Below are 25,942 nucleotides of genomic sequence, written 5' to 3'. Positions count from 1 at the left end.
TGCTTCGCGTGCGCGGGGCGGGAGAAAAAGAATGGCCGATGACAGCCCTTTTACCGTCGATGCGGACTGGTTGCAGAGCCGTCTTGGTGAGCCCGGCCTGACGATTGTCGATGCGTCCTGGTATCTGCCGGCGCAAAAGCGCGATGCGCGCGCCGAGTATGAGGCGGCGCATATTCCGGGCGCGCGCTTCTTCGACCACGATGCGGCCTCGGACCCGGATGCCAAGCTGCCACACACGCTGCCTTCGCCACAGCATTTCGCGCAATATGTCGGCACGATGGGCATTTCGGCCGACGACACCATCGTCGTCTATGACGGTCCAGGTTTCTTCTCGGCGCCGCGCGCCTGGTGGATGTTCCGCGTCATGGGCGTGTTCCAGGTCTATGTGCTGGACGGCGGCTTCGACCGCTGGAAGGCGGCGGGCCGGCCGGTGACGGCGGAACCAACGAAGATCGCGCCGAATGTGTTTCATGTCGATTTCGATGCCGCCCGGGTCGCCAGCCTCGCCGACATGCGCCGCATCGTCGAAACGAAAGAGAGCCAGATTGCGGACGCCCGTGGCGCCGGCCGCTTCACCGGAACCGAACCCGAGCCGCGCGCCGGTGTCCGCTCCGGTCACATGCCTGGCGCGCGCAACCTGCCTTATTCGGCGCTGTCGCAAGATGGCGAGCTGTTGTCGAAGGATAGGCTGCGCAAGGCCGTTGAGGATGCCGGCATCGATCTGTCGAAGCCTGTCGTCACCTCGTGTGGCTCCGGCATCACCGCGGCTGTCGTTACGCTGGCGCTGGAGACGCTCGGCCACACCGACAACAGGCTCTACGACGGCTCATGGACCGAATGGGGCGGGCTGGCCGACACGCCCGTGGTGACGGGCAAGGAATGATGGCGATGGAAAACGGCGTGTTGGACGACATCGAGGTTACGGTGACGTTTCTGGAAATGCATGTACCGCCGGCCTATTCGCCGCCGGTGCCCTACAACAAGCAGATCGCGCTGTTGAAGACCAAGGACATTCCGCTGCATTTCTACCGCTACCTGATGGATCGGGTGGGGCGCAAATGGCATTGGGTCAATGTGCTGCGGCTGGACGATGACGAGCTTGCGGCCGGCATTCACCGCGAGGACCGCGACATCAGGGTGCTTTATCTCGACGGCGCGCCGGCGGGGTTCTTCGACCTCAAGCCGCATCTGCCGGAAGAGGTCGAGCTCGCTTATTTCGGCATGATGGAGCATGCGACCGGGCAAGGTATCGGCCGCTGGTTCCTGGGCGCGGCGATCGCCGCCGCCTGGTCCTACGGGCCGAAACGGGTGACGGTGCAGACCTGTACGCTCGACCATCCGGCCGCCTTGCCGCTCTACCAGAAGCTCGGCTTTGCGCCGGTGGCGCAAAAGAAGGAGACCGTGCATCCGCTGCCTTTTGCCGAGCGCTCGGCCAGCGTCATGCGTCCCTAATCTCTCCGAAAGCTGAACCAGCCGTTCATCGGCGCTTCAGACTGCCTTTGCCATGGTGGCGTCAACACTGACGCGACCATTGCCGAGGAGAAAGATATGCTGAGCCGACGTACATTTGCCGCGGCGCTGATTGCTGCATTTGCACTGCCGACCCTTGGGCCGACCTTGGCCGCCGCACAGGCAACCACGCCGTCGGCGGCAACGATCGAGCGACAGCTCGACGCGGCGCCCCGGGTGAAACTGCGCCCCAACCAGCGCGTCACCATCCGCGAATTCAAGCGGCGGCCGGATCTGAGGCGCCAGGCGCGCTCGATCGACATCCAGTCCATCAATTTCGCCTTTGGCTCGGCGGCCATTTCCAGTTCGCAATACGGCAAGATCGAGAACATCGCCGACGCGCTGGAGCGCATCCTGCGCCGCGATCCCCGCGCCCGTGTGCTGATCGAAGGCCACACCGATGCGGTTGGCTCCTTCCAGTCGAACCAGGTCCTGTCGGAGCAACGCGCTGCCTCGCTGAAGCGCACGCTGGTGCGCGAATTCGGCGTGCCGGGCTATGCGCTGGAAACCGTCGGTTATGGCGAGGAATTCCTGCTGGTGCAGACCCAGGACGAGAACTGGCGCAACCGCCGCGTGACGCTGCGCCGCTTCGACGATTTCATCCGCTGACGAGCACAGGTTTCTGAAGCAACGCTTCAGCAGTCCGGCTTGAAATGGTCGAGCTGCTGGCGGTCTCACAGCCTTGGCAGGAATCGGGTGGGAGGCACCTGCGTGGCGGCATATTCTCAGATCAAAGACACCGGAGATTCAGCCATGACCGTTCAGTTCAAAGCCTTGCCGACAGAAGACGTGAGAGCGCTGCAGCGCGGCGGTCCGGACGCCTATGGGCAGACGCCCGAACGCAGGATTTCCGATGGTGACGGCGTGCCGTGCCGGCATTGCCTGAGAAACGTCGCCGAAGGCGATGGCTATCTGATCCTGGCCTACCGGCCGTTTCCTGCGTTGCAGCCCTATGCCGAGACCGGACCCATCTTTCTACATGCGCAGGAGTGCGAACGCGCCGCCGAGACAGAAGCGCTGCCGGATATGCTGGAGAGCAGCGACTATATCGTGCGCGGCTATGGAGCCGATGACCGCATCGTCTATGGCAGTGGCGGCGTCATCCCGACGGGCGCCATTGCGGCGCGGGCGAAGACGCTGTTTGAGCGCGATGACATCGCCTATGTCCATGTCCGATCGGCGCGCAACAATTGCTATCAGTGCCGCATCGAGCGCGCGTGACGGCGACGCAAAAAAATGCCCGCCGGTCGTCTGGCGGGCAGTTGGGAGCCGTGTGACGGAAGCTGCCGCCGAAGAGGCCTGCATAGGAGACATCAGGCGTTCGGGAGGCGGCTGGGGCCGTCAAGTTGGCGATATCTGTCTGCGCAGGTTTTTCGATTGCCTGATGTGAAGCACTTCACACAGTGCGAGCTGGGGTAATCCGATCCCGGCCACTCGCTAATCTTGTGCTCGGGTTGATGCGGCGGTCAGAAAAGTGCCAGATTCGGAAATGGACCACGCCGGTACAATTGGCTAAGAACCATGCTGTCCGGCTGCGGATCACTCGTAGGGAGCCACCGACATGATCAGTCGACGATTTGTTCAATGCGACGTATTCACGTCTGTACCTACTAAAGGAAATGGGCTCGCCGTCGTCATTGATGGGGAGGGCCTTTCAGATGAGGCAATGCAGGGCTTCGCCGCCTGGACGAATCTCGCTGAGACAACTTTTCTTATGTCGCCGACCGCCACCGAAGCGGATTACAAGGTGCGCATCTTCACGCCTGCGCGGGAAATGCTCTTCGCTGGGCATCCGACGCTCGGAAGCTGCGCGGCATGGCTCCGTTCAGGCGGAAGACCGAAGATTCAAGGCGTGGTCAAACAGGAATGCGGTGTTGGGATCGTCGACATCGACTTAAGCGGCCCCATTCCTGCTTTCGCTGCCCCCAAGACGACCGTCGTGCCTCTCCCGGATGATAAGCTCAAAGCAATTATGTCCGCCCTTGGCCTCACGCCCGACCGCATATTGCGCACAGCGCAACTATCCAATGGACCGGTCTGGCAGGTGATTGAACTTGCAAGCGCCGCCGATGTATTGGCGGTGGATTCCGCGAAGATACGATATCCCCAATTCCTTGGCGTCGGTTTAATCGGAGCGCACGCAGCCGGCTCCGAATGCGACTACGAGGTCCGCATGCTGGGAGCATCGAGCGGAATGAGCGAAGACCCGATTACGGGTTCTTTGAATGCTGCTATCGCCAGATGGAAATATGGCTCCGGCGAATGGCAACGACCTATCACAGTGGCACAAGGCACGTGCATTGGTCGCAGCGGGAGGGTGTCGATCCGTTATGACAGCGCAGCAGAAACCGTTTGGATCGGCGGTCAGACTTGCTTCCTGATTGAAGGTACACTCAGCTTGTAGTGAGCCCTTCTGAGGGGCCGACGGACCCTACGCCATGACAGGCCGATGACCGTTGTGGGTCAAAGTGAGACGCCCGCGCTTGCTCTTGGGGTGGCCGCTTCTACCCGAAACCGGACATCCGCCCCGAAGAAAGGGGGTTGACGTTGCAACTCGGATTACAGAAGCGATCGTTGCCGGCATGGCAGCCATAGCCGGAGCTGTCGTACTCCCGTCGTACTCACGCGCTAAAAGGTCAGTGTCGATGGATTTGCCGACCGCGGATGAACCGGCGGGAATCTCGGCGACTGAGGAAGCGGGGCTTTGGCTCCGCTTTTTTGTTGCCGACTTTGTTCCACGCAAAGAAAAAGCCCGCCGGAATTGACCGACGGGCTTTTGGCGGAGCGCTTCGCCGATGACACGGCCTTGGAGTGGGCGTTTTGTGGGCGGGGCGGGCCAAGAAAAAACCCGCCGGTACAACCGGCGGGTGAGGGGAGGCAAAATGCTTAAGTCAGATCAAGCGGCCAGGACCGCCTTGGGTTCTACCAGCTCATAGCCGAGAGCCTCAGCGACGGCGCGATTGGTGATCTTGCCCCTGTGGACATTCAACCCGTTGCGCAAATGATGGTCGTCAACGAGCGCCTTCAGGCCCTTGTCGGCCAACTGCAGGCCATAATGCAGCGTCGCGTTGTTGAGCGCGTGCGCCGAAGTGACCGGCACGGCGCCAGGCATGTTGGCGACGCAGTAATGGATGACGCCATCGACCTCGTAGGTCGGATCGGCATGGGTGGTAGCATGCGAGGTCTCGAAGCAGCCGCCCTGGTCGATGGCGACGTCGACCAGCACCGAGCCCTTCTTCATGCCCGACAGCATTTCGCGGGTCACCAGCTTGGGTGCCGCCGCGCCCGGGATGAGCACGGCGCCGACGACGATGTCGGCGGAGAAGCATTCTTCTTCCAGCGCCTCGACAGTGGAATAACGGGTGTGGACACGGCCGGCAAAGAGGTCGTCGAGCTGACGCAGGCGTGGGATCGAACGGTCGATGATGGTGACGTCGGCGCCAAGGCCGGCGGCCATGCGGGCGGCATGCAGGCCGACGACGCCGCCGCCGAGCACAGTGACTTTGCCGGGCAGCACGCCGGGCACGCCGCCGAGCAGCACGCCGCGGCCGCCATTGGCCTTCTGCAGCGCTGTGGCGCCGGCCTGGATCGACAGGCGGCCGGCGACTTCCGACATCGGCGCCAAGAGCGGCAGGCCGCCGCGGTCGTCGGTCACGGTCTCATAGGCAATCGCGGTGACGCCGGAGGCGAGCAGGCCCTTGGTCTGCTCCGGATCCGGAGCCAGGTGCAGATAGGTGTAGAGGATCTGGCCGTCGCGCAGCTGCGCCCATTCATTGGGCTGCGGCTCCTTGACCTTGACGATCATGTCCGACTTGGCAAACACGTCGGCGGCGGTCTTGGCAATGGTGGCGCCGGCAGCGCGGTAGGCATTGTCGTCGGCGCCGATGCCGGCGCCGGCGCCGGTCTCGACCAGCACCTCGTGGCCGTGCGCGACATATTCGCGGACCGAGCCGGGCGTCAGGCCGACGCGGTATTCATGGTTCTTGATTTCCTTGGGGCAACCGACGCGCATTGTCTTCTCCTGACCCGGCCCTTTTGGGCTCGTTCCCTGTATGAACACAGTGAACCACGAATCGTTGCGCAGATGTTTGCGAATGCGCTTGCGCGGGATCGCGCGCTTCGATAATCGTTGCGCCAAATTGCATGATTTTCGCAGGAATCACGAAAAATGCCGCTCGACAGGATCGATATCGCCATTCTCGAGACATTGCAGAAGGATGGGCGCATACCCAATGCGGCGCTCGCCGAGCGGGTCGGCCTGTCGCAGTCGGCATGTTCGCGGCGGCTCGACAATCTGGAGAAATCCGGGACCATTCGCGGCTATCACGCCCGGCTTTCGAATGCAGCGCTCGGGCACCAGATGACGGCGATCGTGCACATATCGCTGTCGGGACAATTCGAAAAGACGCTGTCGGATTTCGAGGCGGCGATCAAGCGCTGCCCGAATGTGCTGTCCTGCCACCTGATGTCGGGCGAATACGACTACATCCTGCGCATCGCCGCCAAGGACCTGGTCGACTATGAGCGCATCCACAAGGAATGGCTGTCGGCGATGCCGCATGTGACCAAGATCAATTCGTCATTTGCCTTGCGCGAGATCGTCGATCGCACGGCCATGGGCATGAAGCCGGAACTGGCTTAACGCCAAAGGCAGATCCGGACGTCCTTCCCGATATAGCACGCGCCTTCGCGGCGAAGTTCTTCCCAGCGTTCATCACCGTGCGTTGCGCGAATGTCGGAGTTCCCATAGCCCTCCCAGACATCACCGTCCTTGTTTACAACTGCCCAGTAATCTTCGGACATTTCACCAGCGCCACTATGCGGATCGGGATAGTCGATACCTGCAAAAACCTGCCGAGGCCCCTGGATATTAAAATCGCCGCCCTTCTCGATTTGATAGGAGCACTTTCCGGATATGCGGGTCTGGCCGTCAACAACAAGCAGGCAGCGGCCCCATTTATAGCCGCTCGGCAAACGATGCCGTGGTTGCGCATGCGCAGGCGAAAAGGAAAACGCAATTGCGAGGGCAGTTGCTATGGTTCGTCCGATCATCTTGTCATCCGTTGTGACGCAGCCAATTCAAGAGCGGCTGGACACTGTTGGATTCGCCCAGTGCGCCTGTCGAAACGGTGCTCCGTTGTCTCCTCGACGATCATGTTATTGGTCGACCAAGTCGGATTTTTGTCACAGCGAAACAGTGGCTCAGCTAGGTCTCGGTCACCAGCCGATCCATCGGGATGTCGTGCGGCTGCGGGTAGATAGTGGGAATCCGCTGCAACTCGTAGCCGACGCCGATGACCAATGGCTTGAACGGCATTGCCGCCAGTGTGCGGTCGAAGAAGCCGCCGCCATAGCCCAGGCGATAATTTTGCGGATCGATGCCGACGATCGGCGAAATGACGATGTCGGGCAGCACCGGATCGCCTTCGGCGGGGATCGGGATGTTCCAGACGCCTTTCTCCAGCCGATCGCCGGGAACGTAGGCGCGGAAGATCAGCGGCTGGCCCTTCTCGACGACGACGGGCAGCGCCGTGCGGCCACCGCGTTCGTTGAGCGACGCCATCCATGGCCGCAGGTCCGGCTCGCCGCGAAACGGCCAGCAGAGGCTGACCATGCGGCCGGCAATGTCGCCGATCACCGCGTCGAGACCGTCGGCGATACGCTGCGACATGGCTGCGCGCGCATCGGCTGAAACAGCAAGACGCGCCGCGATCAACCGCTCGCGCTCGGCCTTGCGCCAACGTCGTACGTCGGTCCAGTCGGTTAGTGGTGCGTGAAATTCCGGATCGAGTTCGTGCATGAAGCAAGGCGGCGAAGAATAGTGCGCCGGGCCGTCGTGATCTTTGGCGTCGTCATGATCGTTGGCCATGCCTCACTCCTGTGGTTCCTTCCCTGCGAGGCTATACCCGTCTGAGCCTGATGACATAGGCATTCGCGACATTGGGCGGCGAGTCCGGGGCAGCCTTGATGCATGGCAGTCTTGCGCGCCACAACATTGTGCGGTGCACAAAAATCACTAGATAAGAACGGTGAAAACGAGGTGAGTGCGATGAACGAAACGGGCCATCATGTCGTTGTCGTCGGTGCGGGATTCGGCGGTCTCGAACTGACCCGGGCACTGGCCGGTGCACCGGTGCGCATCACCATGATCGACAAGCGCAACCACCACCTTTTCCAGCCACTGCTCTACCAGGTGGCAACCACATTGCTGGCGACATCGGAAGTTGCATGGCCGATCCGTCATCTGTTGCGCAAGCGCAAGGACGTGACGACGCTCCTGGGTAATGTCACCGGCGTCGACCGCGCCGGCAAACGCGTGCTGCTCGAGGACGGCAGTTCGGTTCCCTATGACACGCTGGTGCTCGCCACCGGCGCGCGCCACGCTTATTTCGGCCATGACGAATGGGAGCCTTTCGCACCCGGACTGAAGACGCTTGAGGATGCCACCACCATTCGCCGGCGCATCCTGCTTGCCTTCGAGCAGGCCGAGCGCGAGACCGATCCGGCCACGCGCCAGGCGCTGCTGACGCTGGTTATCGTCGGCGGCGGCCCGACCGGCGTCGAGCTTGCCGGCACCATTATCGAACTCGCGCATGAGACGCTGCGCGGCGAATTCCGCAACATCGACACGCGGCAAGCGCGTGTGGTGCTGGTCGAGGCCGGCGATCGCATCCTGGCCAATTTCGCGCCGGAACTGTCCGACTATGCCCGCAAGGCGTTGGAGCGGCGGGGCGTCACGGTCGAACTCGGCCGCGCCGTCACGCGGCTGGATGCCGAAGGTGTCGTTTTTGGCGATAAACATCTGCCGGCAAGGACCATCCTGTGGGCCGCGGGCGTTGCGGCTTCGCCAGCAGGAGAGTGGCTGGGAGCGCCGGTCGACCGGGCGGGCAGGGTGATGGTCGAGCCAGATCTGACCGTTCCGAATAGCCCGGAGATATTCGTCATCGGCGACACCGCGCATGTGCTGCGGCCGGATGGCAAGCCGGTGCCAGGCGTGGCGCCGTCCGCCAAGCAGGAAGGCAAACATGTCGCCGCGACGATCAAGGCGCGGCTGGCAGGCGATAGCGCGCCGCGTCCTTTCCGCTACAAACATGCCGGCGATCTTGCGACGATCGGCAAGTGGGCAGCCGCGATCGATTTCGGCTGGATCAAGCTTACCGGCTGGCTTGCGTGGTGGCTGTGGGGTGTGGCGCACATCTACTTCCTGATCGGCTTCCGCAACCGGCTGTCGGTATCGCTTAGCTGGCTATGGATATATTTCACCGGCCAGCGCAGCGCGCGACTGATCACCCAGGGCGACGATGATAAGGGCTGACGTCCTCCCGGCAATTCATTCAGCCGTCACCTTTTGCTGATCGATTGACTTCCCGATGGACATGGCCGGCTTTCGGGGCGAAGCTTTCGCTAGGGGCTGGGATGTTCACGTCGCTGGGAAGGAAAACCAATGTCGCCTTTGCTCCACCCCGTCTCCCGTCGCGGTTTTCTTGCCGGCGCCGCTGCCAGCGGGGCGCTGATCATGCTGCATCCGTTTTCCGCCCGCGCTGAGGCCAATCAGGCGCATCTGAGGATCATGGAGACCACCGACATCCATGTGAATGTCCTGCCTTACGATTACTACGCCGACAAAGCGAACGACACGATGGGCCTGTCGCGGACGGCCTCGCTGATCGCTGCGGTGCGCCAGGAAGCCACCAATGCGATGCTGATCGACAATGGCGACCTTTTGCAGGGCAATCCGATGGGCGACTACATCGCCTACGAGAAGGGACTGAAGGACGGCGACCTGCATCCGATCATGAAGGGCATGAACCTGCTCGGCTATGAATGTTCGACGCTCGGCAACCACGAGTTCAATTACGGCCTGTCGTTCCTCGACAAGGTTCTGGCCGGGGCCAATTTTCCGTTCGTCTGCGCCAATCTGATCCGCGGCACCGAGCTCGCCGCCAGCCCGCGCGACGACAAGCTCTATCTCAAGCCGTACGTCATCCTGGACAAGAAGATCAAGGACGGGTCGGGCGCCGAGCAGCCGATCAAGATCGGTATCATCGGTTTCGTGCCGCCGCAGATCATGGTCTGGGACCTGAAGAACCTGGAAGGAAATGTCCGGACGCGCGACATTGTCGAGGCGGCCAGGGCCTGGGTGCCTGAGATCAAGGAGGAGGGCGCCGACATCGTGATTGCGCTCTCGCATTCCGGCATCGACGTCAAGCAAGGCGACGGCATGGAGAACGCCTCGTTCTTCGTTGCCGGCGTCGAGGGCATCGATGCGGTGTTCACCGGCCATCAGCATCTCGTCTTCCCCGGCAAGAAGGATTTTCAGGCGCTTGATGGGGTCGACACGGAGAAAGGCACGCTGCAAGGCAAACCGGCGGTGATGGGCGGCTTCTGGGGTTCGCATATGGGCCTGATCGACCTGCTTCTGGAACGCGATGGATCGAAATGGCGCGTGGTCTCGGCGACCTCGGAGGCACGGCCGATCTACGAACGCGTCGACAAGGCAAACAAGCCGACGGTCGCGGACGACCAGCGCATCGTCGATGCGCTGAAGGCGGACCATGAGGCGACACTTGCCTATGTCCGCCGTCCCGTCGGCAAGACGTCGGCGCCGCTCTATTCCTATTTCGCGCTGGTGGCTGACGATCCGTCGGTGCAGATCGTCAACCAGGCGCAGAGCTGGTATCTCAAGGACATTCTGAAGAGCACTGAGTGGAAGGATGTGCCGCTGCTGTCGGCGGCAGCGCCCTTCAAGGCCGGCGGGCGCAATGGGGCCGACTACTACACCGACGTGCCGGTTGGCGACATCGCCATCAAGAATGTCGCCGATCTCTATCTCTATCCCAATACGGTGCGGGCGGTTGAGATCACCGGGGCGCAGGTCAAGGAATGGCTGGAAATGTCGGCCGGCATTTTCAAGAAGATCGAGGCCGGGAAAGCCGACCAGGCGCTGATCGACACCGAATTCCCGTCCTACAATTTCGATGTGATCGACGGCGTCAGCTATAGGATAGACCTGTCGCAGCCGCCGAAATACGACGCCAAGGGTGGCGTCGCCAATGCCGACTCCAGCCGCATCGTCGACCTCAGTTTCGATGGCAAGCCCATTGATCCAGCAGCGAAATTCGTCGTCGCCACAAACAATTACCGCGCCGGCGGTGGCGGCAATTTTCCTGACATCAACGCCTCGAAGATCATCTACGAAGCGCCGGACACCAACCGCGACGTGATCGTGCGCTATGTCGTCAGCGAGGGCACGATCAATCCCTCGGCCGACGACAACTGGTCGTTCACGCCGCTGCCCGGAACCAGTGTCGTGTTCGAGACCGGTCCCAAAGCGAAGGATTTTATTTCAGGGGTGAAATCGCTCAAGATCCAGCCGGTCGGCGAGGGCGAAGGCGGGTTTGCAAAGTATCGTATCCTGCTTTGAGGAAACGGGCGGGCAAATACCCGCTCGCACTACGCCTTGTAGATCACCTGGCGCACGTCGATGTAGCTGGCTCTGAAGCCGGCTTCGCAATAGTGGAGATAGAACTCCCAGAGCTTCTTGAAGCGGTCGTCGAAGCCAAGTGGGACGATCTTTTCCCACGACTGCCAGAAGCGGTTGCGCCATTCGGCCAGCGTGCGGGCATAGTCGTCCGGAAAGACGCGCTCGCGCAGATGGGCGAGACCATGGTCTTTGCCCAGCGACTTCAGGATCGACGGCGTCGGCAGCATGCCGCCCGGGAAAACATAGCGCTGGATGAAATCCGGCCGCGCGCGATAGGTGTCGTAGGCGGCCTCATTGATGGTGATGATCTGCAGGCCGGCGGTGCCGCCGGGTCTCAGGCAGGCCTTCATCTTGCCGAAGAACACCGGCCAATATTTTTCGCCGACCGCCTCGAACATCTCGATTGAGGCGATGCGGTCGTAAGTGCCTGTTTCGTCGCGGTAATCCTGGAGCTTGATGTCGACCTTGTCAGACAGTCCGGCCTTCTGGATGCGCTCCTTGGCAAAGTCGTGCTGTTCGCGGCTGATGGTCAGTCCGGTGACGCGGCAGCCGATCTCGCGCGCGGCAAATTCGGCAAAACCGCCCCAGCCGCAGCCGATCTCCAGCACATGGTCCTTCTTACCGATGCCGGTGTCCTTGGCCAAGGCGCGATACTTGGCGGCCTGCGCGCTTTCCAGATCGTTGGCGCCGGTGGCATAGAGCGCCGACGAATAGGTCATGCTGGGATCGAGCCATTGTTTGTAGAAGACATTGCCGAGGTCGTAATGCGCCGAAATGTTGCGCTTCGAGCCGGCGCGGGTGTTTTCGTTGAACCAGTGGCGGATGCGCTGGACGGTGTTGATGAGCCAGTTGGCGCCGCCGGCGACGCGTTCGCCGATGGCCGAGTTGACGACGAACAGTTCGAGAAAGCTGGTCACGTCAGGGCTTTCCCAGTCGCCGTCCATGTAGGATTCGGCAACGCCGATGGTGCCGCCCGAAAAGGCGCGGCCGGGCAGGCGCCAGTTCTTCAGCACCAGTTCGGCGTCGGGACCGGGCGCATTGCCACCGACAAGAACGGCACGGCCGTCCGGCATCCTTACCTTGAGCGAGCCGCGCGGCAGTTTCATCGCCGCCGACAGCACCATGCGCGCCTTGGCCGGCAAGCCTTTGACGATCTCGGCGAAGTTGAGTTCGTCCAGCCTGATGGCGTCGCCGACGCCCTTGTGTTCCCTAGCAGCCATCCCACATCCCCCTGGACTTCCGCGGGGACGGCGCAAGATCTGCCGGCCTCCACATCCTCCACATTTCATTCGCAGGCGCGAACGCCGCGGCCTGCGTGAATTTTCGCCACAATCTTCCATGGCATTGGCCGAAACTTCAAGAGGCAAGCTTCGCGCGGCACTGACCCAGGTCGCCGGCCTGAGGCCAGAATCCGCGGGAGAGCGCGGCCCTCGGCGAAATCACTATGGTTCCGAACCGCCACATACGTTAGTTTCAGTCATGCGTTACGTCGTCGTCATCATGGCCATCGCCTTTTTCCTGATCTGGGACGGCCTCTATAATCAGGGCCGCTATCTCGACACGACGGTCAGAGAGATGTCGCGCATCGTGCGCTACGTCACCGGCGGGGGCTAGCTTTTTGCGCCTCTGCAAAGTCGCCTCCCGGGGTCGCCGGGCGCGACATCGTGGCGGTTGACGCGACGGTTCCGCTCACACAAAACATGCCGGCAAATCGATCGAGGAGGCAGGCGTGATCCGGCATATCGTTTTCTTTAGCGCGCGGCGCAAGGACGATGTCGAGGCTGTGCGCATGGGCTTGCTCAACCTGAGCAATATCCCGCATTCAAACCTGTTCGAGGTGACGCTCAACACCAAGGTCGACCCGCTGTCGGACGCGATCGACGTGGTCGTCTATGCCGAGTTCGAGGACGAGGCGGCCTTGGCCGCCTACAAGGCGCACCCGCTCTATGCCGAGACGACCAGCCGGGTCAAGCCATTGCGCGAATTGCGCTATTCGGCCGATGTCGTGGCGGTGGCCTGATCAGCCAGGCAAGAGGCCTTGAACCAATTTCCGGAATGATGCACACCGCGCCGGCATGACCAGCACAACCCATCCGCTTGACCATCTGGTGCTGCCGACGGCGAGCCTCGCCGTGGCGCGGGCGCGGCTGACGTCGCTTGGCTTCATCGTCGCGCCAACCGGCATACACCCCTTCGGCACCGAAAATTGCTGCGTCTTCTTCGCCGACGGCACCTATCTCGAACCGCTGGCGATCGGCGACGGACAGACGGCAGCGCGCGCGATTGCCGACGGCAATGTCTTTGTCGCGCGCGACCGGCTCTATCGCGCCAGCCTGGGCAATGAGGGCTTTTCCGCCGTAGTGCTGGGCACCGGGGACGCCGATGCCGACCATGCACGCTATGTCTCGGCCGGCCTGTCGGCCGGAAACGTGTTGAGTTTTTCCCGCGCCTTCACGGATGCGGCTGGAAAGAGCGATATGGCGTCGTTCAAGCTGGCTTTCGCCTCCGGCTCTGGGGCAACAGACGCGTTCCTGTTCGCCTGCGAGCGGATCAACGCGCCGAAAATCGACCGAACGGCGCTGCAGGCCCATGCCAATGGCGTGACCGGCATCGTCGAAATCGTTGCGGTCAGCGATGCGCCTTCCGCACAGGCCCACCTGATCGAAACAGCGACGGGTTTAGAGCAAGGGAGCGGCACGGCGTTCGGCCTGCCGAATGCTGTTATATCTGTGCTCGATCCCGGAGCGTTTACCGCGCGCTTCAGCCTTGCGGCCGGTGAGCCGAGCGATCTTCGCTTTGCTGCGGTCATCTTTTCGGTCCGCAGTGTCGATGTCACCGCCAGGCTGCTTGCAGCCAGCGCCATCCAGCACGATATAGCGGGCAACGAAATTGTCGTGCAGCCGGCATCCGGACAGGGCGCGGCTTTCATCTTCCGGGAGATCCCATGAGCAAGCCCCTGGCGCCCAATTCGGCGGTAACCGTCGGCAACGTCGTTTTCGACAACAACGCAGCCCTGGCGCTGATTGCCGGCCCATGCCAATTCGAATCGCGCCAGCACGCCTTCGACATGGCCGGCGCACTGAAGGAACTGACCGGCAAGCTCGGCATCGGCCTCGTCTACAAGACCAGTTACGACAAGGCCAACCGCACTTCACTCTCGGCAACGCGCGGCGCCGGGATGGATGCCGCACTTCCGGTCTTCGACGAACTGCGCAAGGAATTTGCGCTTCCCATCCTGACCGACGTCCATACCGAGGAGCAGTGCGCGATCGTCGCGCCGCATGTCGATGTGCTGCAGATCCCGGCCTTCCTGTCGCGCCAGACCGACATGCTGGTCGCTGCCGCCAAGACCGGCAAGGTGATCAACGTCAAGAAGGGCCAGTTCCTGGCGCCCTGGGACATGAAGAATGTCGTCGCCAAGATCACCGGCTCCGGCAACGCCAATGTGCTCACCACCGAACGTGGCGCTTCCTTCGGCTACAACACGCTGGTGTCGGACATGCGGGCTTTGCCTGTGATGGCCGAGATCGGCGCGCCGGTGATTTTCGACGCCACGCATTCGGTGCAGCAACCGGGCGGGCAGGGCGGTTCTTCCGGCGGTGAGCGCCGCTTCGTCGAAACACTTGCCCGCGCTGCCGTTGCCGTCGGCGTCGCCGGCGTCTTCATCGAAACCCACCAGGATCCGGACAATTCGACCTCCTCAGACGGTCCGAACATGCTGCCGCTGAAGGACATGCCGGCCTTGCTCGAAAGACTGATGGCCTTCGACCGCATCGCCAAGAACGCTGCCTGACTGGCCACCGTGATGGTCAGCTTGTAGTCGCCAAAGGCCGGCTGTAGGCTCCTCCTTGCAAATGAGCGCCTTGGCAGGAGGAAGCCATGTCTGTTGCCCGCGTCACCGAAATCACATCGTCTTCGAAAAAGAGCTTTCAGGATGCCATCGAGAAGGGAATTGCGCGCGCCGCAAAGACCCTGAAGAACGTCGAAGGCGCCTGGATTCAGGACCAGAAGATCGTCGTCGAGGACGGCAAGATCACGGCCTATCGCGTCAACATGAAGGTCACGTTCATCCTCGCGGAGTGACCATCCAACGTTTCAAAAAAGTCGGGAACTTTCGCCCGCGCCCCTCATTGTCAAAGTACGACCAACGACAAAGAGGAGCATCAGACATGACCACTCAGACAGGCCACACCGAAGCTATCGCCGCTTCGCGCGTCATCGGCACGTCGGTCTACAACACCGAAGGCAAGAGCATTGGCAGCATCGAGGACGTCATGCTCGACAAGACGTCGAACGGCATCATGTTCGCGGTGATCGGGTTCGGCGGTTTTCTTGGTATTGGTGAGAAATATCACGCCATTCCGTGGGCAAGCCTCGACTATGACGAGGATAAGGGCGGCTATGTCGTGCCGTTTTCCAAGGACCAGTTGAAAGCGGCCCCGTCCTATTCGATCAATGAACTGGCCGGCGCCGATGGCGAGGCCGCACGTGACGCTTCCTATGACTACTACAAGGTCACGCCCTATTGGCATTGATCCGGCGCGCCGACGCCTGACGTGAAAAGGCCCCCGAAGCCGGGGGCCTTTTCAATGGGACGGGATGGTCCTATTCGGCGGCGTAAAGCGTCGACAACTGCGTTGCGGCCTTCGGCGGCTGCTGGTTGTCGCATGACGTCAGGAACGCCGCCGCGATCAAGAACAAACTCACGATACCGCTCAACTCAGACATGGCGAAACTCCTCCTGTTTCGCCCCGCGCGGGTGTAACCATAAACCAGAAACCGCCACGCCACGCATGAATTATGATGACAGAAATTTGCGCTTCGTGAATCGCTGACGCGGCACTATTTGCAAGCGCCCCGATTGCCTTTTGCGGTGCTTTGGCTAAGAGGGGCGCGACGCTTTATCGATCAATCGGGGACATCGCAATGACCGCCATCATCGACATTATCGGGCGTGAAATCCTGGATAGCCGTGGAAATCCGACCGTCGAGGTCGACGTCGTTCTCGAAGACGGCTCGATGGGCCGCGCCGCAGTGCCGTCCGGCGCCTCGACTGGCGCGCATGAAGCCGTCGAACTGCGCGACGGCGGCGCCCGCTATCTCGGCAAGGGCGTGCTCAAGGCAGTCGAGGCCGTCAATGGCGAGCTGTTCGAGGCGATCGGCGGCATGGAAGCCGAAAACCAGATCCACATCGACCAGACCATGATCGAGCTTGACGGCACCCCCAACAAGAGCCGGCTCGGCGCCAACGCCATTCTCGGCGTCTCGCTGGCGGTGGCCAAGGCGGCCGCGGAAGCCGCCGGCCTGCCGCTCTACCGCTATGTCGGCGGCACCAAGGCGCATGTGCTGCCGGTGCCGATGATGAACATCATCAACGGCGGCGCGCACGCCGACAATCCGATCGACTTCCAGGAATTCATGATCCTGCCGGTCGGTGCGCCGACGCTGCGCGAAGGCGTGCGCTGGGGTTCGGAAATCTTCCACACGCTGCGCAAGAAGCTCAAGGACGCCGGCCACAACACCAATGTCGGTGACGAAGGCGGTTTTGCCCCGAACCTGAAGAGCGCGCCGGTGGCGCTCGATTTCATCATGGAATCGATCGAGAAGGCCGGCTTCAGGCCGGGCGAGGAGATTGCGCTCGGCCTCGACTGCGCGGCGACCGAATTCTTCAAGGACGGCAACTACGTCTATGAAGGCGAGAAGAAGACCCGCGATCCCAAGGCGCAGGCCAAGTACCTGGCCAAGCTTGCCGCCGACTATCCGATCATCTCGATCGAGGACGGCCTGGCTGAGGACGACTGGGAAGGCTGGAAGTATCTGACCGATCTGATCGGCAAGAAGACGCAGCTGGTCGGCGACGATCTGTTCGTCACCAACACGGCGCGGCTGCGCGACGGTATTCGAATGGGCGTGGCCAATTCGATCCTGGTCAAGGTTAACCAGATCGGCTCGCTGACCGAGACGCTCGACGCCGTCGAGACCGCGCACAAGGCCGGCTATACCGCTGTGATGTCGCACCGCTCGGGTGAGACAGAGGATTCGACCATCGCCGATCTCGCCGTCGCTACCAATTGCGGGCAGATCAAGACCGGTTCGCTGTCGCGCTCAGACCGCATGGCCAAGTACAACCAGCTGATCCGTATCGAGGAAGAGCTCGGCAAGCAGGCGCGTTACGCCGGCAAGTCGGTGGTGAAAAGCTGATCTGCGCGTCCTCGGTCAGGCCCTTGGGCAAGATTTGGGCGACATGCTCCAGCGAGCTTGAATCGGAACGCTTTCTGCTGCGGCGGAAAGCGCTCAAGCGTTTCCCGTGCGATGTACGCCTAGCGCCACCGAGAGATTTGCAGTGATTTTCTGCATTACATCTGGCAAGTTTCGGTCGACACCGTAGACGAAGCCTGGGAAATCGAGCGGTTTCTGGTGAGACCAGATGGCCAAATGCTGGTCCGGAGGCAGGACCTGAGCCGGATCGCCCACGGCAATCCAGCCGATCGGTACGACCGTACCAGGTTCGAGGCGGGTGCGCAGGTGAACGATGCCATTGATGCGGACTTCCGATCCGCGCCCTATGTGCGCACCATGGAAAACCGCAGCACCTGTAGCGATAAAAACTTCATCGCCGACCTCTGCGCCAACCATGTGGCTGTTGGGGCCTACGAGGCAATAATTCCCGATAGTAAAAGGGTGACTTGCTGTGGCCCGGATCACCGCATTTTCCAACACGATACAGTTGCGGCCAATGCGGATCGATCCGCCAGACTCCGCAACAAGGCGGGCGCCATGCATGACCCGGCTGCCGGCGCCAATGACGACATCGCCGGATATTGTGGCATCCGGAGCGGCCCAAGCATCGGGATCGATGGCAGGCGAATGCCCCGCATAGGAAATGATCATCGCTCGCTCTCCTTTCTCTCGATCTCAGCCGCTCGGCAGCCGATCGGGCAAATTTCGGGTCCGCAAAGATCATGCTCGCAGAGGCGACAGGTTGTTCTCGCGAAAGGACGGGAAGTAGTCGCGCCCGCAAGAATCTCGTCCAGCATGGAAACAAAGCGCCGCCGCTCATCCGGTTGCAGCACGGACAGCAATCCGTCGAGCGCGGCGAGCCGGAGAGCTTGCATTTCCCTTACCTGTGCGTGGCCAGTCTCCGTCAGCGTCAGCGGAGTGACACGACCCTCCGGTTTGCCGCGCCCTATCAGCGCCTGCCGTTCCAGCCCGTCGATCAAACGCACGGCAGTCGGTTGACTGACGCCGACGACCTCGGCGAGCTCCGTCGTCGTCAACCCCGGTTTGAAGTGCAGCATCGACAGCACCGCCGCCGCGCTCGGTGAAAGCTCTCTCAAGGACGCTTCCGTCCTGTCGCGAATCATGGCGCCGAGCGCGCCGAGCTTGTTGGCGTCTAACAATTGCATAGCGTATGCATATATTACTTCAGGAGAACGTCAACTGCTTTTCGCGCATGCAAGCTGCGACCGCAAAGGGTGGAGAAGCAAAATCGACGAGGTGGACCCAACTTGCCGGGTGAGTCCTTTCCCGCTCGCAAAATCCCAGGGTCCGTAACCGTCCATTAAGCACAATCGGGCGAGATAAGGAGGTCAGAGCATGATCCCGAAAAGTCGGAACCGGTTTTCGGAAAGATCATGCTCCAACAAAGTTGGATTGCGATCATGTGGACACGCCAGCACAAGCAGAGAAACACCGGCCGGCTGATCATCCCGTCGCTTTGCGTGGCGTTCCTGGCGTATTTCGGCTTCCATGCCTATCATGGCGAGTTCGGCATCTATTCCAAATACCAGCTCGAAGCGCAGACCGTCGAATTGCAGGCCAAATACGATGCCATCAAAGCGCGCCGGGTCGATCTCGAGCGGCGCGTCCAGCTGATGCATGAGGGCACGCTTGAGAAGGATATGCTCGACGAGCAGGCGCGCCGGGCGCTCAATCTGTCCCAAGCGGATGAAATTACCATCATGCTGCCGGCTAACTCGAAATAACCTGAATTCAGTTAATCACTGTTATTTCCAATGATTTTAATCCCTTAGACGCATGACAGCCATGCATTTTTCAGCATGGCGAAACGCATTCTCGCGTGTTAGCCTCTTTCAAATCGGTGGGGAGAGCTGATCTCCCTCGGAGCAGATTTTCGTGCTGCTCTTGTGTCCGCAAAGAGACGCCAACAGGGAGTGATGCATGGCCACCGCCGCCAAAAAAGCGCCTGCCAAATCCGTCAAATCGACATCCGCCAAATCCACGGGGCTTTCCGCCCCCAAACCAGCCGAATTCACGAAGGACGAGGAGCTTGCCGCCTACCGGCACATGCTGCTCATCCGCCGCTTCGAGGAAAAGGCTGGCCAACTCTACGGCATGGGCTTCATCGGCGGCTTCTGTCACCTCTACATCGGGCAGGAAGCGGTCGTCACCGGCATGAAGATGGCGCTGATCGACGGCGACCAGATGATCACCGCCTATCGCGACCACGGCCACATGCTGGCGATGGAGCTTTCGCCGCGCGGCGTCATGGCCGAACTGACCGGTCGCCGCGGCGGCCTGTCGAGGGGCAAGGGCGGCTCCATGCACATGTTCTCCAAGGAGAAGCATTTTTACGGCGGCCACGGCATTGTCGGCGCGCAGGTGTCGCTCGGCACGGGCCTCGCCTTCGCCAACCGCTACCGCGACAACAACAATGTCTCGCTGACCTATTTCGGCGACGGCGCGGCCAACCAGGGCCAGGTCTATGAAAGCTTCAACATGGCCTCGCTGTGGAAGCTGCCGGTGATCTACATCATCGAGAACAACCGCTACGCCATGGGCACTTCGGTGTCGCGCTCGTCGGCCGAAACCAATTTTTCGCATCGCGGCGCCTCGTTCAAGATCCCTGGCATCCAGGTCGACGGCATGGATGTGCGTGCGGTCAAATCCGCCGGCGATCAGGCGACCGAATGGTGCCGTGCCGGCAACGGGCCGATTATTTTGGAGATGCAGACCTATCGCTATCGCGGCCACTCGATGTCGGATCCGGCGAAATACCGCTCCAAGGAAGAAGTGCAGAAGATGCGCTCGGATCATGATCCGATCGAGCAGGTCAAGGCGCGGCTGACGGCCAAGAAGTGGGCCAGCGAGGACGAGCTCAAAAATATCGACAAGGAAGTCCGCGACATTGTCGCCGACGCCGCCGAATTCGCCCAGCACGACGCCGAGCCGGATCCGTCCGAGCTCTGGACCGACATCGTATTGTAACGGGAGGGCAAGGACATGCCGATCGAAATTCTCATGCCCGCTCTCTCGCCGACCATGGAAGAGGGCAATCTTTCCAAGTGGTTGAAGAACGAGGGTGACAAGGTTGTCGCCGGCGACGTGATCGCCGAGATCGAGACCGACAAGGCGACGATGGAAGTCGAGGCCGTCGATGAAGGCACGCTGGCCAAGATCGTGGTTCCGGCCGGCACCGAAGGCGTCAAGGTCAACGCGGTGATCGCCGTGCTTGCGGTCGACGGCGAAGATGTCGACAAGGCCGGCGAAGGCATCGGCGAGGAGCCCGCCAAGGCTGAAGGAGCCGCACCCGCGCCGGCGCCTGCCGCAGCCAAGAGCGAGGCCGCGGCGCCTGTGGCGGCCGCTCCGAAGACGGAAGTTGCCGCCGATCCGGATATTCCCGCCGGCACCGAGATGGTTTCGACCACGGTGCGCGAGGCACTGCGCGACGCGATGGCCGAGGAAATGCGCCGCGACGGCGATGTCTTCGTCATGGGCGAGGAGGTCGCCGAATACCAGGGCGCCTACAAGATCACGCAAGGGTTGCTGCAGGAATTCGGACCGCGCCGCGTCGTCGACACGCCGATCACCGAGCACGGTTTCGCCGGCGTCGGCGTCGGTGCAGCAATGGCCGGCCTGAAGCCGATCGTAGAGTTCATGACCTTCAACTTCGCCATGCAGGCGATCGACCAGATCATCAACTCGGCAGCCAAGACGCTCTATATGTCGGGTGGCCAGATGGGCGCACCGATTGTGTTCCGCGGACCGAACGGGGCCGCCGCCCGCGTCGGTGCCCAGCATTCGCAGTGCTATGCCGCATGGTACAGCCATATCCCTGGGCTGAAAGTGGTGATGCCGTATACGGCGGCGGACGCAAAGGGCCTGCTCAAGGCAGCAATCCGCGATCCGAACCCGGTCATCTTCCTCGAAAACGAAATCCTCTACGGCCAGTCCTTCGACGTTCCGAAGCTGGACGATTTCGTGCTGCCGATCGGCAAGGCGCGCATCCACAAGCAGGGCAAGGACGTCACCATCGTCTCGTTCGGCATCGGCATGACCTACGCGATCAAGGCCGAAGCCGAACTGCGCGGGATGGGCATCGATGCCGAGATCATCGATCTTAGGTCCATCCGTCCGCTCGACCTCGACACCGTCATCGCCTCGGTGAAGAAGACCAATCGCCTGATCGTGGTGGAGGAAGGTTTCCCGCAGAGCTCGGTCGGCGACCACATCGCCAACCAGGTGTCGCAGCGCGCCTTCGATTTCCTCGACGCGCCGGTCATCACCATTGCCGGCAAGGACGTGCCGATGCCTTATGCGGCGAACCTCGAAAAGCTGGCCCTGCCCAATGTCGGCGAGGTCATCGAGGCAGTGAAGGCTGTGACGTACCGGGGTTAACGAAATGGCTCGCGAACTCGAAGTTCCCGCAGCGGTCGTCGAGGATAGCGAATTCGATGAAATACTCCGCGTCTGGATTGGTTCGGACGCGGTGGTCGCGATGCAAGACCTCTTTGGACCAGACGCTCACAACTGGGGCATGGTGCTCGCTGATGTCGGCATGCACATAGCCAGGATGAGACTGGACGAGACGACATCCCTGTAATCGAGACGCTTCAGGCATTGGAAGAAGGCTATCGCGGCAGAATGTCGGAGCAGTTCAATATCCAGCACCGTTCGCTAACCGGGCGGAACTGAGGAGGAAAAATGCCAATCAACATCACCATGCCAGCGCTCTCGCCCACGATGGAAGAGGGGAATCTTTCCAAGTGGTTGGTCAAGGAAGGCGACAAGGTTTCGCCGGGTGACGTGATCGCCGAGATCGAGACCGACAAGGCGACGATGGAAGTCGAAGCGGTCGATGAGGGCACGGTCGCCAAGCTGGTCGTTCCGGCCGGCACCGAAGGCGTCAAGGTCAATGCGCTGATCGCCATTCTGGCCGGCGAAGGCGAGGATGCCGGGGCCGCGGCAAAGGGCGGCGGCGATGCCGCGCCCAAGGCCGAGGCTCCGAAAGCCGATGCACCGAAAGCTGAAGCACCAAAGGCGGAAGCCGCTGCCGCGGCGCCTGCTCCGACGAAGGCAGAGGCCGCGCCAGTTGCGAACGGTCACGCCGCAGGCGAGCGTACTTTCGCCTCGCCGCTGGCTCGGCGCATCGCCAAGGACGCCGGCGTCGATGTGTCCGCCGTGACCGGCACCGGCCCGCATGGCCGCGTCGTCAAAGCCGATGTCGAGGCAGCGATTGCCGGTGGCGGCGCCAAGGCTGCACCGGCCGCGAAAGCAGCACCTGCCGGCGCTCCGGCCCCTGCAGCTGCGGCTGCCGCGCCCAAGGCGATGTCGGACGAGCAGGTGCTGAAGCTGTTCGCCGAAGGCTCCTACGAGCTCGTCCCGCACGACAATATGCGCAAGACCATCGCACGCCGGCTGGTCGAGGCGAAGTCGACCATTCCGCATTTCTACCTGACGCTCGACTGCGAGCTCGATGCGCTGCTGGCGCTGCGCACGCAGCTCAATGCCGCGGCGCCGACGAAGAAGACGGACAAGGGCGAGGCGCCCGTCTACAAGCTCTCGGTCAACGACATGGTCATCAAGGCGATGGCGATGGCGCTGATGGCGGTGCCGGATGCCAATGCGTCGTGGACCGACAGCGCCATGGTCAAGCACAAGCATGCCGATGTCGGCGTTGCCGTGTCGATCCCCGGCGGCCTGATCACGCCGATCATCCGCCACGCCGATGAAAAGACGCTGTCCACCATCTCCAACGAGATGAAGGATCTGGCGAGCCGCGCCCGCAGCCGCAAGCTGAAGCCCGAGGAATATCAGGGCGGCACCACGGCGGTGTCCAATCTCGGCATGTTCGGCATCAAGGACTTTGCTGCCGTCATCAACCCGCCGCATGCGACGATCCTGGCGGTGGGCGCCGGCGAGCAGCGCGCGGTGGTCAAGAATGGCGAGATCAAAGTCGCCAACGTCATGTCGGTAACGCTGTCGACCGATCATCGCGCCGTCGACGGTGCGCTCGGCGCCGAACTTCTGGTCGCCTTCAAGCGCATGATCGAAAACCCGATGGGCATGCTGGTCTAGGGAAGGAAAAGGGCGGTGCGGACATTCTTCACCTCCTTCATGGCCTTCTTCCTGTCCTTGCTTGTTGGCGCCATCGTTGCGGTGGGACTGGCGATAAACACAGACGCGCACGAGGAATACATTCTCGTTTTCTTCGCGTGCGGGTTAGTCACCACTGTCGTGACGATATTGTTTTTCATTGCACAGTATTTTCCCAATCCGCTCAAGGCCATCAATTGGGCGGGGATCGGCACATTCGCCTTGTTCGTGCTGATCGGTTTCGGCTTGATCGGCTGGACTTTTTCCCAACCGCCCGAGGGACGCGATTGGGGAGGGAACCTGCCAATCATCGCGGGTTTGGTTCTGCCGAGCCTGGTTACGATTGTGGTGCATTGGCTGTTCGTACGCTGGCGGGTCATGCGCGGGCAGCCGGGTTTTGGCAGAGGTGAGGCAAGGGCGTGAAGACAATTCTCTGCTATGGCGATTCCCTGACCTGGGGTTATGACGCTGCGAGCCTCGGCCGCCACTCCCTGGAAAACCGCTGGCCGAGCGTGCTCAAGGCGGCGCTGAACGACGATGGCATCGAAGTCATCGCCGAGGGCCTCAACGGCCGCACCACGGCCTTCGACGACCACCTGGCCGGTGCCGACCGTAACGGCGCCAGGCTTTTGCCGACGGTTCTGACGACGCATGCGCCGCTCGACCTGATCGTCATCATGCTCGGCGCCAACGACATGAAGCCTTGGATCCACGGCAATCCGGTGGCGGCCAAGCAAGGCATGCAGCGCTTGATCGATATCGTGCGCGGCCATGACTACCCGTTCGACTGGGCTGCACCGCAGATCCTGGTCGTGGCGCCGCCTGCGGTCAGCCGCACGGAAAATGCCGAATTCAAGGAAATGTTTGCTGGCGGCGACGAGGCCTCGAAGCGGCTTGCGCCGCAATATTCCGCGCTTGCCGACGAGGCCGGTTGCGGCTTTTTCGATGCCGGAACCGTGGCCACGACCACACCGCTGGATGGTGTCCATCTCGATGCGGAAAACACGCGCAATATAGGTGAGGCATTGGCGCCATTGGTGCGCGTGATGCTGGAACTCTAGACAAAGACAATCAGGGAGAAACCCCGTGGCAGAATCCTACGACGTCATCATCATCGGCTCAGGCCCCGGCGGCTATGTCACGGCGGTGCGCTCCGCCCAGCTCGGCTTCAAGACGGCGATTGTCGAGCGCGAGCATCTCGGCGGCATCTGCCTCAACTGGGGCTGCATCCCGACCAAGGCACTGCTGCGCTCGGCCGAGATCATGCACTATTCGGACCATCTCAAGGATTACGGGCTGAAACTCGAAGGCGGCAAGGTCAGCGCCGATACCGCGGCCGTCGTCGACCGCTCGCGCAAAGTGTCGCTCAGGCTGAATGGCGGCGTCGCCTTCCTGATGAAGAAGAACAAGGTCGACGTCATCTGGGGCGAGGCCAAGCTTTCGAAGCCGGGTGAGATCGTTGTCTCCAAGACAGCCAAGAAGCCGATGGAGCCGCAACCACCGGTGCCGAAGGGCGTCAAGGGCGAGGGCACCTACACCGCCAAGCACATCATCCTCGCCACCGGCGCCAGGCCGCGCGCGCTGCCCGGCATCGAGCCGGACGGCAAACTGATCTGGACCTATTTCGAAGCGATGGTGCCGAAGGAAATGCCGAAGTCCCTGCTGGTGATGGGCTCCGGCGCCATCGGCATCGAGTTCGCCTCCTTCTATCGCACCATGGGCGCCGAGGTGACGGTGGTCGAGCTGTTGCCGGCGGTGATGCCGGTCGAAGATGCCGAGGTCTCGAAATTCGCGCAGAAGCAGTTCGAGAAGCAAGGCATGAAGATCATCCTCGAAGCCAAGGTGACCAAGGTCGAGAAAGGTGCGAACTCCGTCACTGCACATGTCGAGATGAAGGACGGCAAGGTCGAAAAGATCACCGCCGACCGCATGATCTCGGCTGTCGGTGTGCAGGGCAATATCGAGAACCTCGGACTTGAGACGCTCGGCGTGAAGACTGACCGCGGCTGTGTCGTCGTCGACGGTTACGGCAAGACCAATGTGCCTGGGATTTACGCCATCGGCGATGTCGCCGGACCGCCGATGCTTGCCCACAAGGCCGAGCATGAAGGCGTGGTCTGCGTCGAAAAGATCGCCAACTTCCCTGGCGTGCATGCGACAGACAAGCTGAAGATCCCGGGCTGCACCTACTGCAACCCGCAGGTCGCCTCGGTCGGTCTGACCGAAGCCAAGGCCAAGGCCGAAGGCAAGGACATCCGTGTCGGCCGCTTCCAGTTCGGCGCCAACGGCAAGGCGATCGCGCTTGGCGAGGACCAGGGTTTCATCAAGACCATCTTCGACAAGAAGACTGGCCAGTTGCTCGGTGCGCATATGGTGGGCGCCGAAGTGACGGAGCTGATCCAGGGTTTTGTCGTGGCGATGAACCTGGAAACGACGGAAGAAGAGCTGATGCACACCATCTTCCCGCATCCGACGCTGTCGGAGATGATGAAGGAAAGCGTGCTCGACGCCTATGGGCGCGCGCTCAACGCATGATAAATTGCTGCCGCGAGACTCAGACGCATACGCCGGAGGAACCTTGCGGCAAGACAGTTCGTTTCCGGATGCATTTTC

The 25,942-nt window shown here is 61.7% G+C and carries 30 protein-coding genes; 23 read left to right on the top strand and 7 right to left on the bottom strand.

Annotated elements, in window-relative coordinates; translation table 11 throughout:
* Window positions 1–31: 31 nt before the first annotated feature.
* The 5 genes from sseA to AC1DXM_RS27720 all read left to right on the top strand — a co-directional run bounded on the left by sseA (window position 32) and on the right by AC1DXM_RS27720 (window position 3,913).
* Window positions 32–883: a 3-mercaptopyruvate sulfurtransferase gene (gene sseA / locus AC1DXM_RS27740; RefSeq protein WP_477238148.1), complete on the top strand. Its 852-nt coding sequence runs from the start codon at window positions 32–34 to the stop codon at window positions 881–883.
* Between the two features lie 5 nt (window positions 884–888).
* A complete protein-coding gene (locus AC1DXM_RS27735) occupies window positions 889–1,452 on the top strand; it encodes a GNAT family N-acetyltransferase (protein ID WP_352558829.1) in 564 nt (187 codons plus the stop codon).
* 96 nt (window positions 1,453–1,548) lie between these two features.
* On the top strand, window positions 1,549–2,118 hold the full coding sequence (locus AC1DXM_RS27730) for an OmpA family protein (protein WP_477238145.1): 570 nt from the start codon (window positions 1,549–1,551) through the stop codon (window positions 2,116–2,118).
* Window positions 2,119–2,262: 144 nt separating this feature from the next.
* Entirely contained in the window at window positions 2,263–2,730 is a 468-nt protein-coding gene (locus AC1DXM_RS27725; protein ID WP_477238143.1) for a DUF1203 domain-containing protein, read from the top strand.
* Window positions 2,731–3,070: 340 nt separating this feature from the next.
* Window positions 3,071–3,913, top strand: a complete 843-nt coding sequence (locus AC1DXM_RS27720; protein ID WP_477238141.1) for a PhzF family phenazine biosynthesis protein — start codon at window positions 3,071–3,073, stop codon at window positions 3,911–3,913.
* A 492-nt stretch (window positions 3,914–4,405) separates the two neighbouring features.
* Here the strand turns inward: AC1DXM_RS27720 and ald are convergent, their stop codons facing one another.
* The gene (gene ald, locus AC1DXM_RS27715; protein WP_477238139.1) at window positions 4,406–5,521 is read right to left on the bottom strand and encodes an alanine dehydrogenase; all 1,116 of its coding nucleotides are present in this window, start codon (window positions 5,519–5,521) and stop codon (window positions 4,406–4,408) included.
* 156 nt (window positions 5,522–5,677) lie between these two features.
* Here ald and AC1DXM_RS27710 point away from each other — a divergent pair, with 156 nt between their 5' ends.
* Window positions 5,678–6,151: an Lrp/AsnC family transcriptional regulator gene (locus tag AC1DXM_RS27710; protein ID WP_112395099.1), complete on the top strand. Its 474-nt coding sequence runs from the start codon at window positions 5,678–5,680 to the stop codon at window positions 6,149–6,151.
* Here the strand turns inward: AC1DXM_RS27710 and AC1DXM_RS27705 are convergent.
* Window positions 6,148–6,561 carry a hypothetical protein gene (locus AC1DXM_RS27705; RefSeq protein ID WP_477238137.1) on the bottom strand — a complete coding sequence of 138 codons (414 nt, stop codon included), beginning with the start codon at window positions 6,559–6,561 and terminating at the stop codon, window positions 6,148–6,150. The genes AC1DXM_RS27710 and AC1DXM_RS27705 overlap by 4 nt on opposite strands.
* Before the next feature lie 154 nt (window positions 6,562–6,715).
* A complete protein-coding gene (locus AC1DXM_RS27700) occupies window positions 6,716–7,378 on the bottom strand; it encodes a 5-formyltetrahydrofolate cyclo-ligase (protein ID WP_477238135.1) in 663 nt (220 codons plus the stop codon).
* 180 nt (window positions 7,379–7,558) lie between these two features.
* Here AC1DXM_RS27700 and AC1DXM_RS27695 point away from each other — a divergent pair, with 180 nt between their 5' ends.
* Together AC1DXM_RS27695 and AC1DXM_RS27690 are read left to right on the top strand one after the other, a co-directional pair.
* Complete coding sequence (locus AC1DXM_RS27695; protein WP_477238133.1) at window positions 7,559–8,824, top strand: NAD(P)/FAD-dependent oxidoreductase; 1,266 nt, start codon at window positions 7,559–7,561, stop codon at window positions 8,822–8,824.
* Between the two features lie 129 nt (window positions 8,825–8,953).
* On the top strand, window positions 8,954–10,933 hold the full coding sequence (locus tag AC1DXM_RS27690; RefSeq protein WP_477238131.1) for a bifunctional 2',3'-cyclic-nucleotide 2'-phosphodiesterase/3'-nucleotidase: 1,980 nt from the start codon (window positions 8,954–8,956) through the stop codon (window positions 10,931–10,933).
* A 29-nt stretch (window positions 10,934–10,962) separates the two neighbouring features.
* On the opposite strand, the gene AC1DXM_RS27685 is transcribed toward AC1DXM_RS27690, so the two are convergent.
* On the bottom strand, window positions 10,963–12,213 hold the full coding sequence (locus tag AC1DXM_RS27685; protein WP_477238129.1) for a class I SAM-dependent methyltransferase: 1,251 nt from the start codon (window positions 12,211–12,213) through the stop codon (window positions 10,963–10,965).
* A 259-nt stretch (window positions 12,214–12,472) separates the two neighbouring features.
* Between AC1DXM_RS27685 and AC1DXM_RS27680 the strand changes: the two genes are divergently transcribed.
* The 6 genes from AC1DXM_RS27680 to AC1DXM_RS27655 all read left to right on the top strand — a co-directional run bounded on the left by AC1DXM_RS27680 (window position 12,473) and on the right by AC1DXM_RS27655 (window position 15,528).
* Window positions 12,473–12,607: a hypothetical protein gene (locus AC1DXM_RS27680; protein ID WP_281401903.1), complete on the top strand. Its 135-nt coding sequence runs from the start codon at window positions 12,473–12,475 to the stop codon at window positions 12,605–12,607.
* Between the two features lie 115 nt (window positions 12,608–12,722).
* Window positions 12,723–13,013, top strand: a complete 291-nt coding sequence (locus tag AC1DXM_RS27675; protein ID WP_477238127.1) for a Dabb family protein — start codon at window positions 12,723–12,725, stop codon at window positions 13,011–13,013.
* 55 nt (window positions 13,014–13,068) lie between these two features.
* Entirely contained in the window at window positions 13,069–13,941 is an 873-nt protein-coding gene (locus AC1DXM_RS27670; protein WP_477238125.1) for a VOC family protein, read from the top strand.
* A complete protein-coding gene (gene kdsA / locus AC1DXM_RS27665; RefSeq protein WP_477238123.1) occupies window positions 13,938–14,786 on the top strand; it encodes a 3-deoxy-8-phosphooctulonate synthase in 849 nt (282 codons plus the stop codon). Before AC1DXM_RS27670 ends, kdsA begins: the two co-directional genes overlap by 4 nt.
* An 86-nt stretch (window positions 14,787–14,872) precedes the next feature.
* Window positions 14,873–15,076 carry a dodecin family protein gene (locus AC1DXM_RS27660; RefSeq protein ID WP_477238121.1) on the top strand — a complete coding sequence of 68 codons (204 nt, stop codon included), beginning with the start codon at window positions 14,873–14,875 and terminating at the stop codon, window positions 15,074–15,076.
* An 86-nt stretch (window positions 15,077–15,162) separates the two neighbouring features.
* A complete protein-coding gene (locus tag AC1DXM_RS27655) occupies window positions 15,163–15,528 on the top strand; it encodes a PRC-barrel domain-containing protein (RefSeq protein ID WP_477238119.1) in 366 nt (121 codons plus the stop codon).
* 70 nt (window positions 15,529–15,598) lie between these two features.
* On the opposite strand, the gene AC1DXM_RS27650 is transcribed toward AC1DXM_RS27655, so the two are convergent.
* A complete protein-coding gene (locus AC1DXM_RS27650) occupies window positions 15,599–15,721 on the bottom strand; it encodes a hypothetical protein (protein ID WP_112561787.1) in 123 nt (40 codons plus the stop codon).
* A 198-nt stretch (window positions 15,722–15,919) separates the two neighbouring features.
* On the opposite strand from AC1DXM_RS27650, the gene eno reads away from it, so the two are divergent.
* Window positions 15,920–17,194, top strand: a complete 1,275-nt coding sequence (gene eno / locus AC1DXM_RS27645; protein WP_477238117.1) for a phosphopyruvate hydratase — start codon at window positions 15,920–15,922, stop codon at window positions 17,192–17,194.
* 93 nt (window positions 17,195–17,287) lie between these two features.
* On the opposite strand, the gene AC1DXM_RS27640 is transcribed toward eno, so the two are convergent.
* Window positions 17,288–17,884, bottom strand: a complete 597-nt coding sequence (locus AC1DXM_RS27640; protein WP_477238115.1) for a gamma carbonic anhydrase family protein — start codon at window positions 17,882–17,884, stop codon at window positions 17,288–17,290.
* Entirely contained in the window at window positions 17,881–18,399 is a 519-nt protein-coding gene (locus AC1DXM_RS27635) for a MarR family winged helix-turn-helix transcriptional regulator (protein WP_477238113.1), read from the bottom strand. The genes AC1DXM_RS27640 and AC1DXM_RS27635 overlap by 4 nt, the downstream gene beginning before the upstream one ends.
* 255 nt (window positions 18,400–18,654) lie before the next feature.
* Between AC1DXM_RS27635 and AC1DXM_RS27630 the strand changes: the two genes are divergently transcribed.
* From AC1DXM_RS27630 to lpdA, 8 genes are all read left to right on the top strand, one after another.
* The gene (locus AC1DXM_RS27630; protein WP_352558862.1) at window positions 18,655–18,978 is read left to right on the top strand and encodes an FtsB family cell division protein; all 324 of its coding nucleotides are present in this window, start codon (window positions 18,655–18,657) and stop codon (window positions 18,976–18,978) included.
* A 196-nt stretch (window positions 18,979–19,174) separates the two neighbouring features.
* Complete coding sequence (gene pdhA / locus AC1DXM_RS27625) at window positions 19,175–20,221, top strand: pyruvate dehydrogenase (acetyl-transferring) E1 component subunit alpha (RefSeq protein ID WP_112561782.1); 1,047 nt, start codon at window positions 19,175–19,177, stop codon at window positions 20,219–20,221.
* 15 nt (window positions 20,222–20,236) lie between these two features.
* On the top strand, window positions 20,237–21,631 hold the full coding sequence (locus AC1DXM_RS27620) for a pyruvate dehydrogenase complex E1 component subunit beta (protein ID WP_477238111.1): 1,395 nt from the start codon (window positions 20,237–20,239) through the stop codon (window positions 21,629–21,631).
* A 4-nt stretch (window positions 21,632–21,635) separates the two neighbouring features.
* Complete coding sequence (locus tag AC1DXM_RS27615) at window positions 21,636–21,836, top strand: DUF5076 domain-containing protein (RefSeq protein WP_477238109.1); 201 nt, start codon at window positions 21,636–21,638, stop codon at window positions 21,834–21,836.
* A gap of 101 nt (window positions 21,837–21,937) precedes the next feature.
* Window positions 21,938–23,311, top strand: coding sequence for a pyruvate dehydrogenase complex dihydrolipoamide acetyltransferase (locus AC1DXM_RS27610; RefSeq protein ID WP_477238108.1), 1,374 nt, complete (start codon window positions 21,938–21,940; stop codon window positions 23,309–23,311).
* A gap of 15 nt (window positions 23,312–23,326) precedes the next feature.
* Entirely contained in the window at window positions 23,327–23,752 is a 426-nt protein-coding gene (locus AC1DXM_RS27605; RefSeq protein WP_477238106.1) for a hypothetical protein, read from the top strand.
* Window positions 23,749–24,390 (top strand): SGNH/GDSL hydrolase family protein, encoded by a 642-nt coding sequence (locus AC1DXM_RS27600; protein WP_477238104.1) that lies wholly within the window; start codon window positions 23,749–23,751, stop codon window positions 24,388–24,390. Before AC1DXM_RS27605 ends, AC1DXM_RS27600 begins: the two co-directional genes overlap by 4 nt.
* A gap of 25 nt (window positions 24,391–24,415) precedes the next feature.
* Window positions 24,416–25,864 (top strand): dihydrolipoyl dehydrogenase, encoded by a 1,449-nt coding sequence (lpdA, locus tag AC1DXM_RS27595; protein WP_477238102.1) that lies wholly within the window; start codon window positions 24,416–24,418, stop codon window positions 25,862–25,864.
* The last annotated feature ends 78 nt before the right edge of the window (window positions 25,865–25,942 follow it).

Source organism: Mesorhizobium sp. P3_A2, from assembly GCF_056403115.1.
Note: the sequence above shows the minus strand (reverse complement) of the source record. Positions and strands in the feature narration are given on the sequence as shown.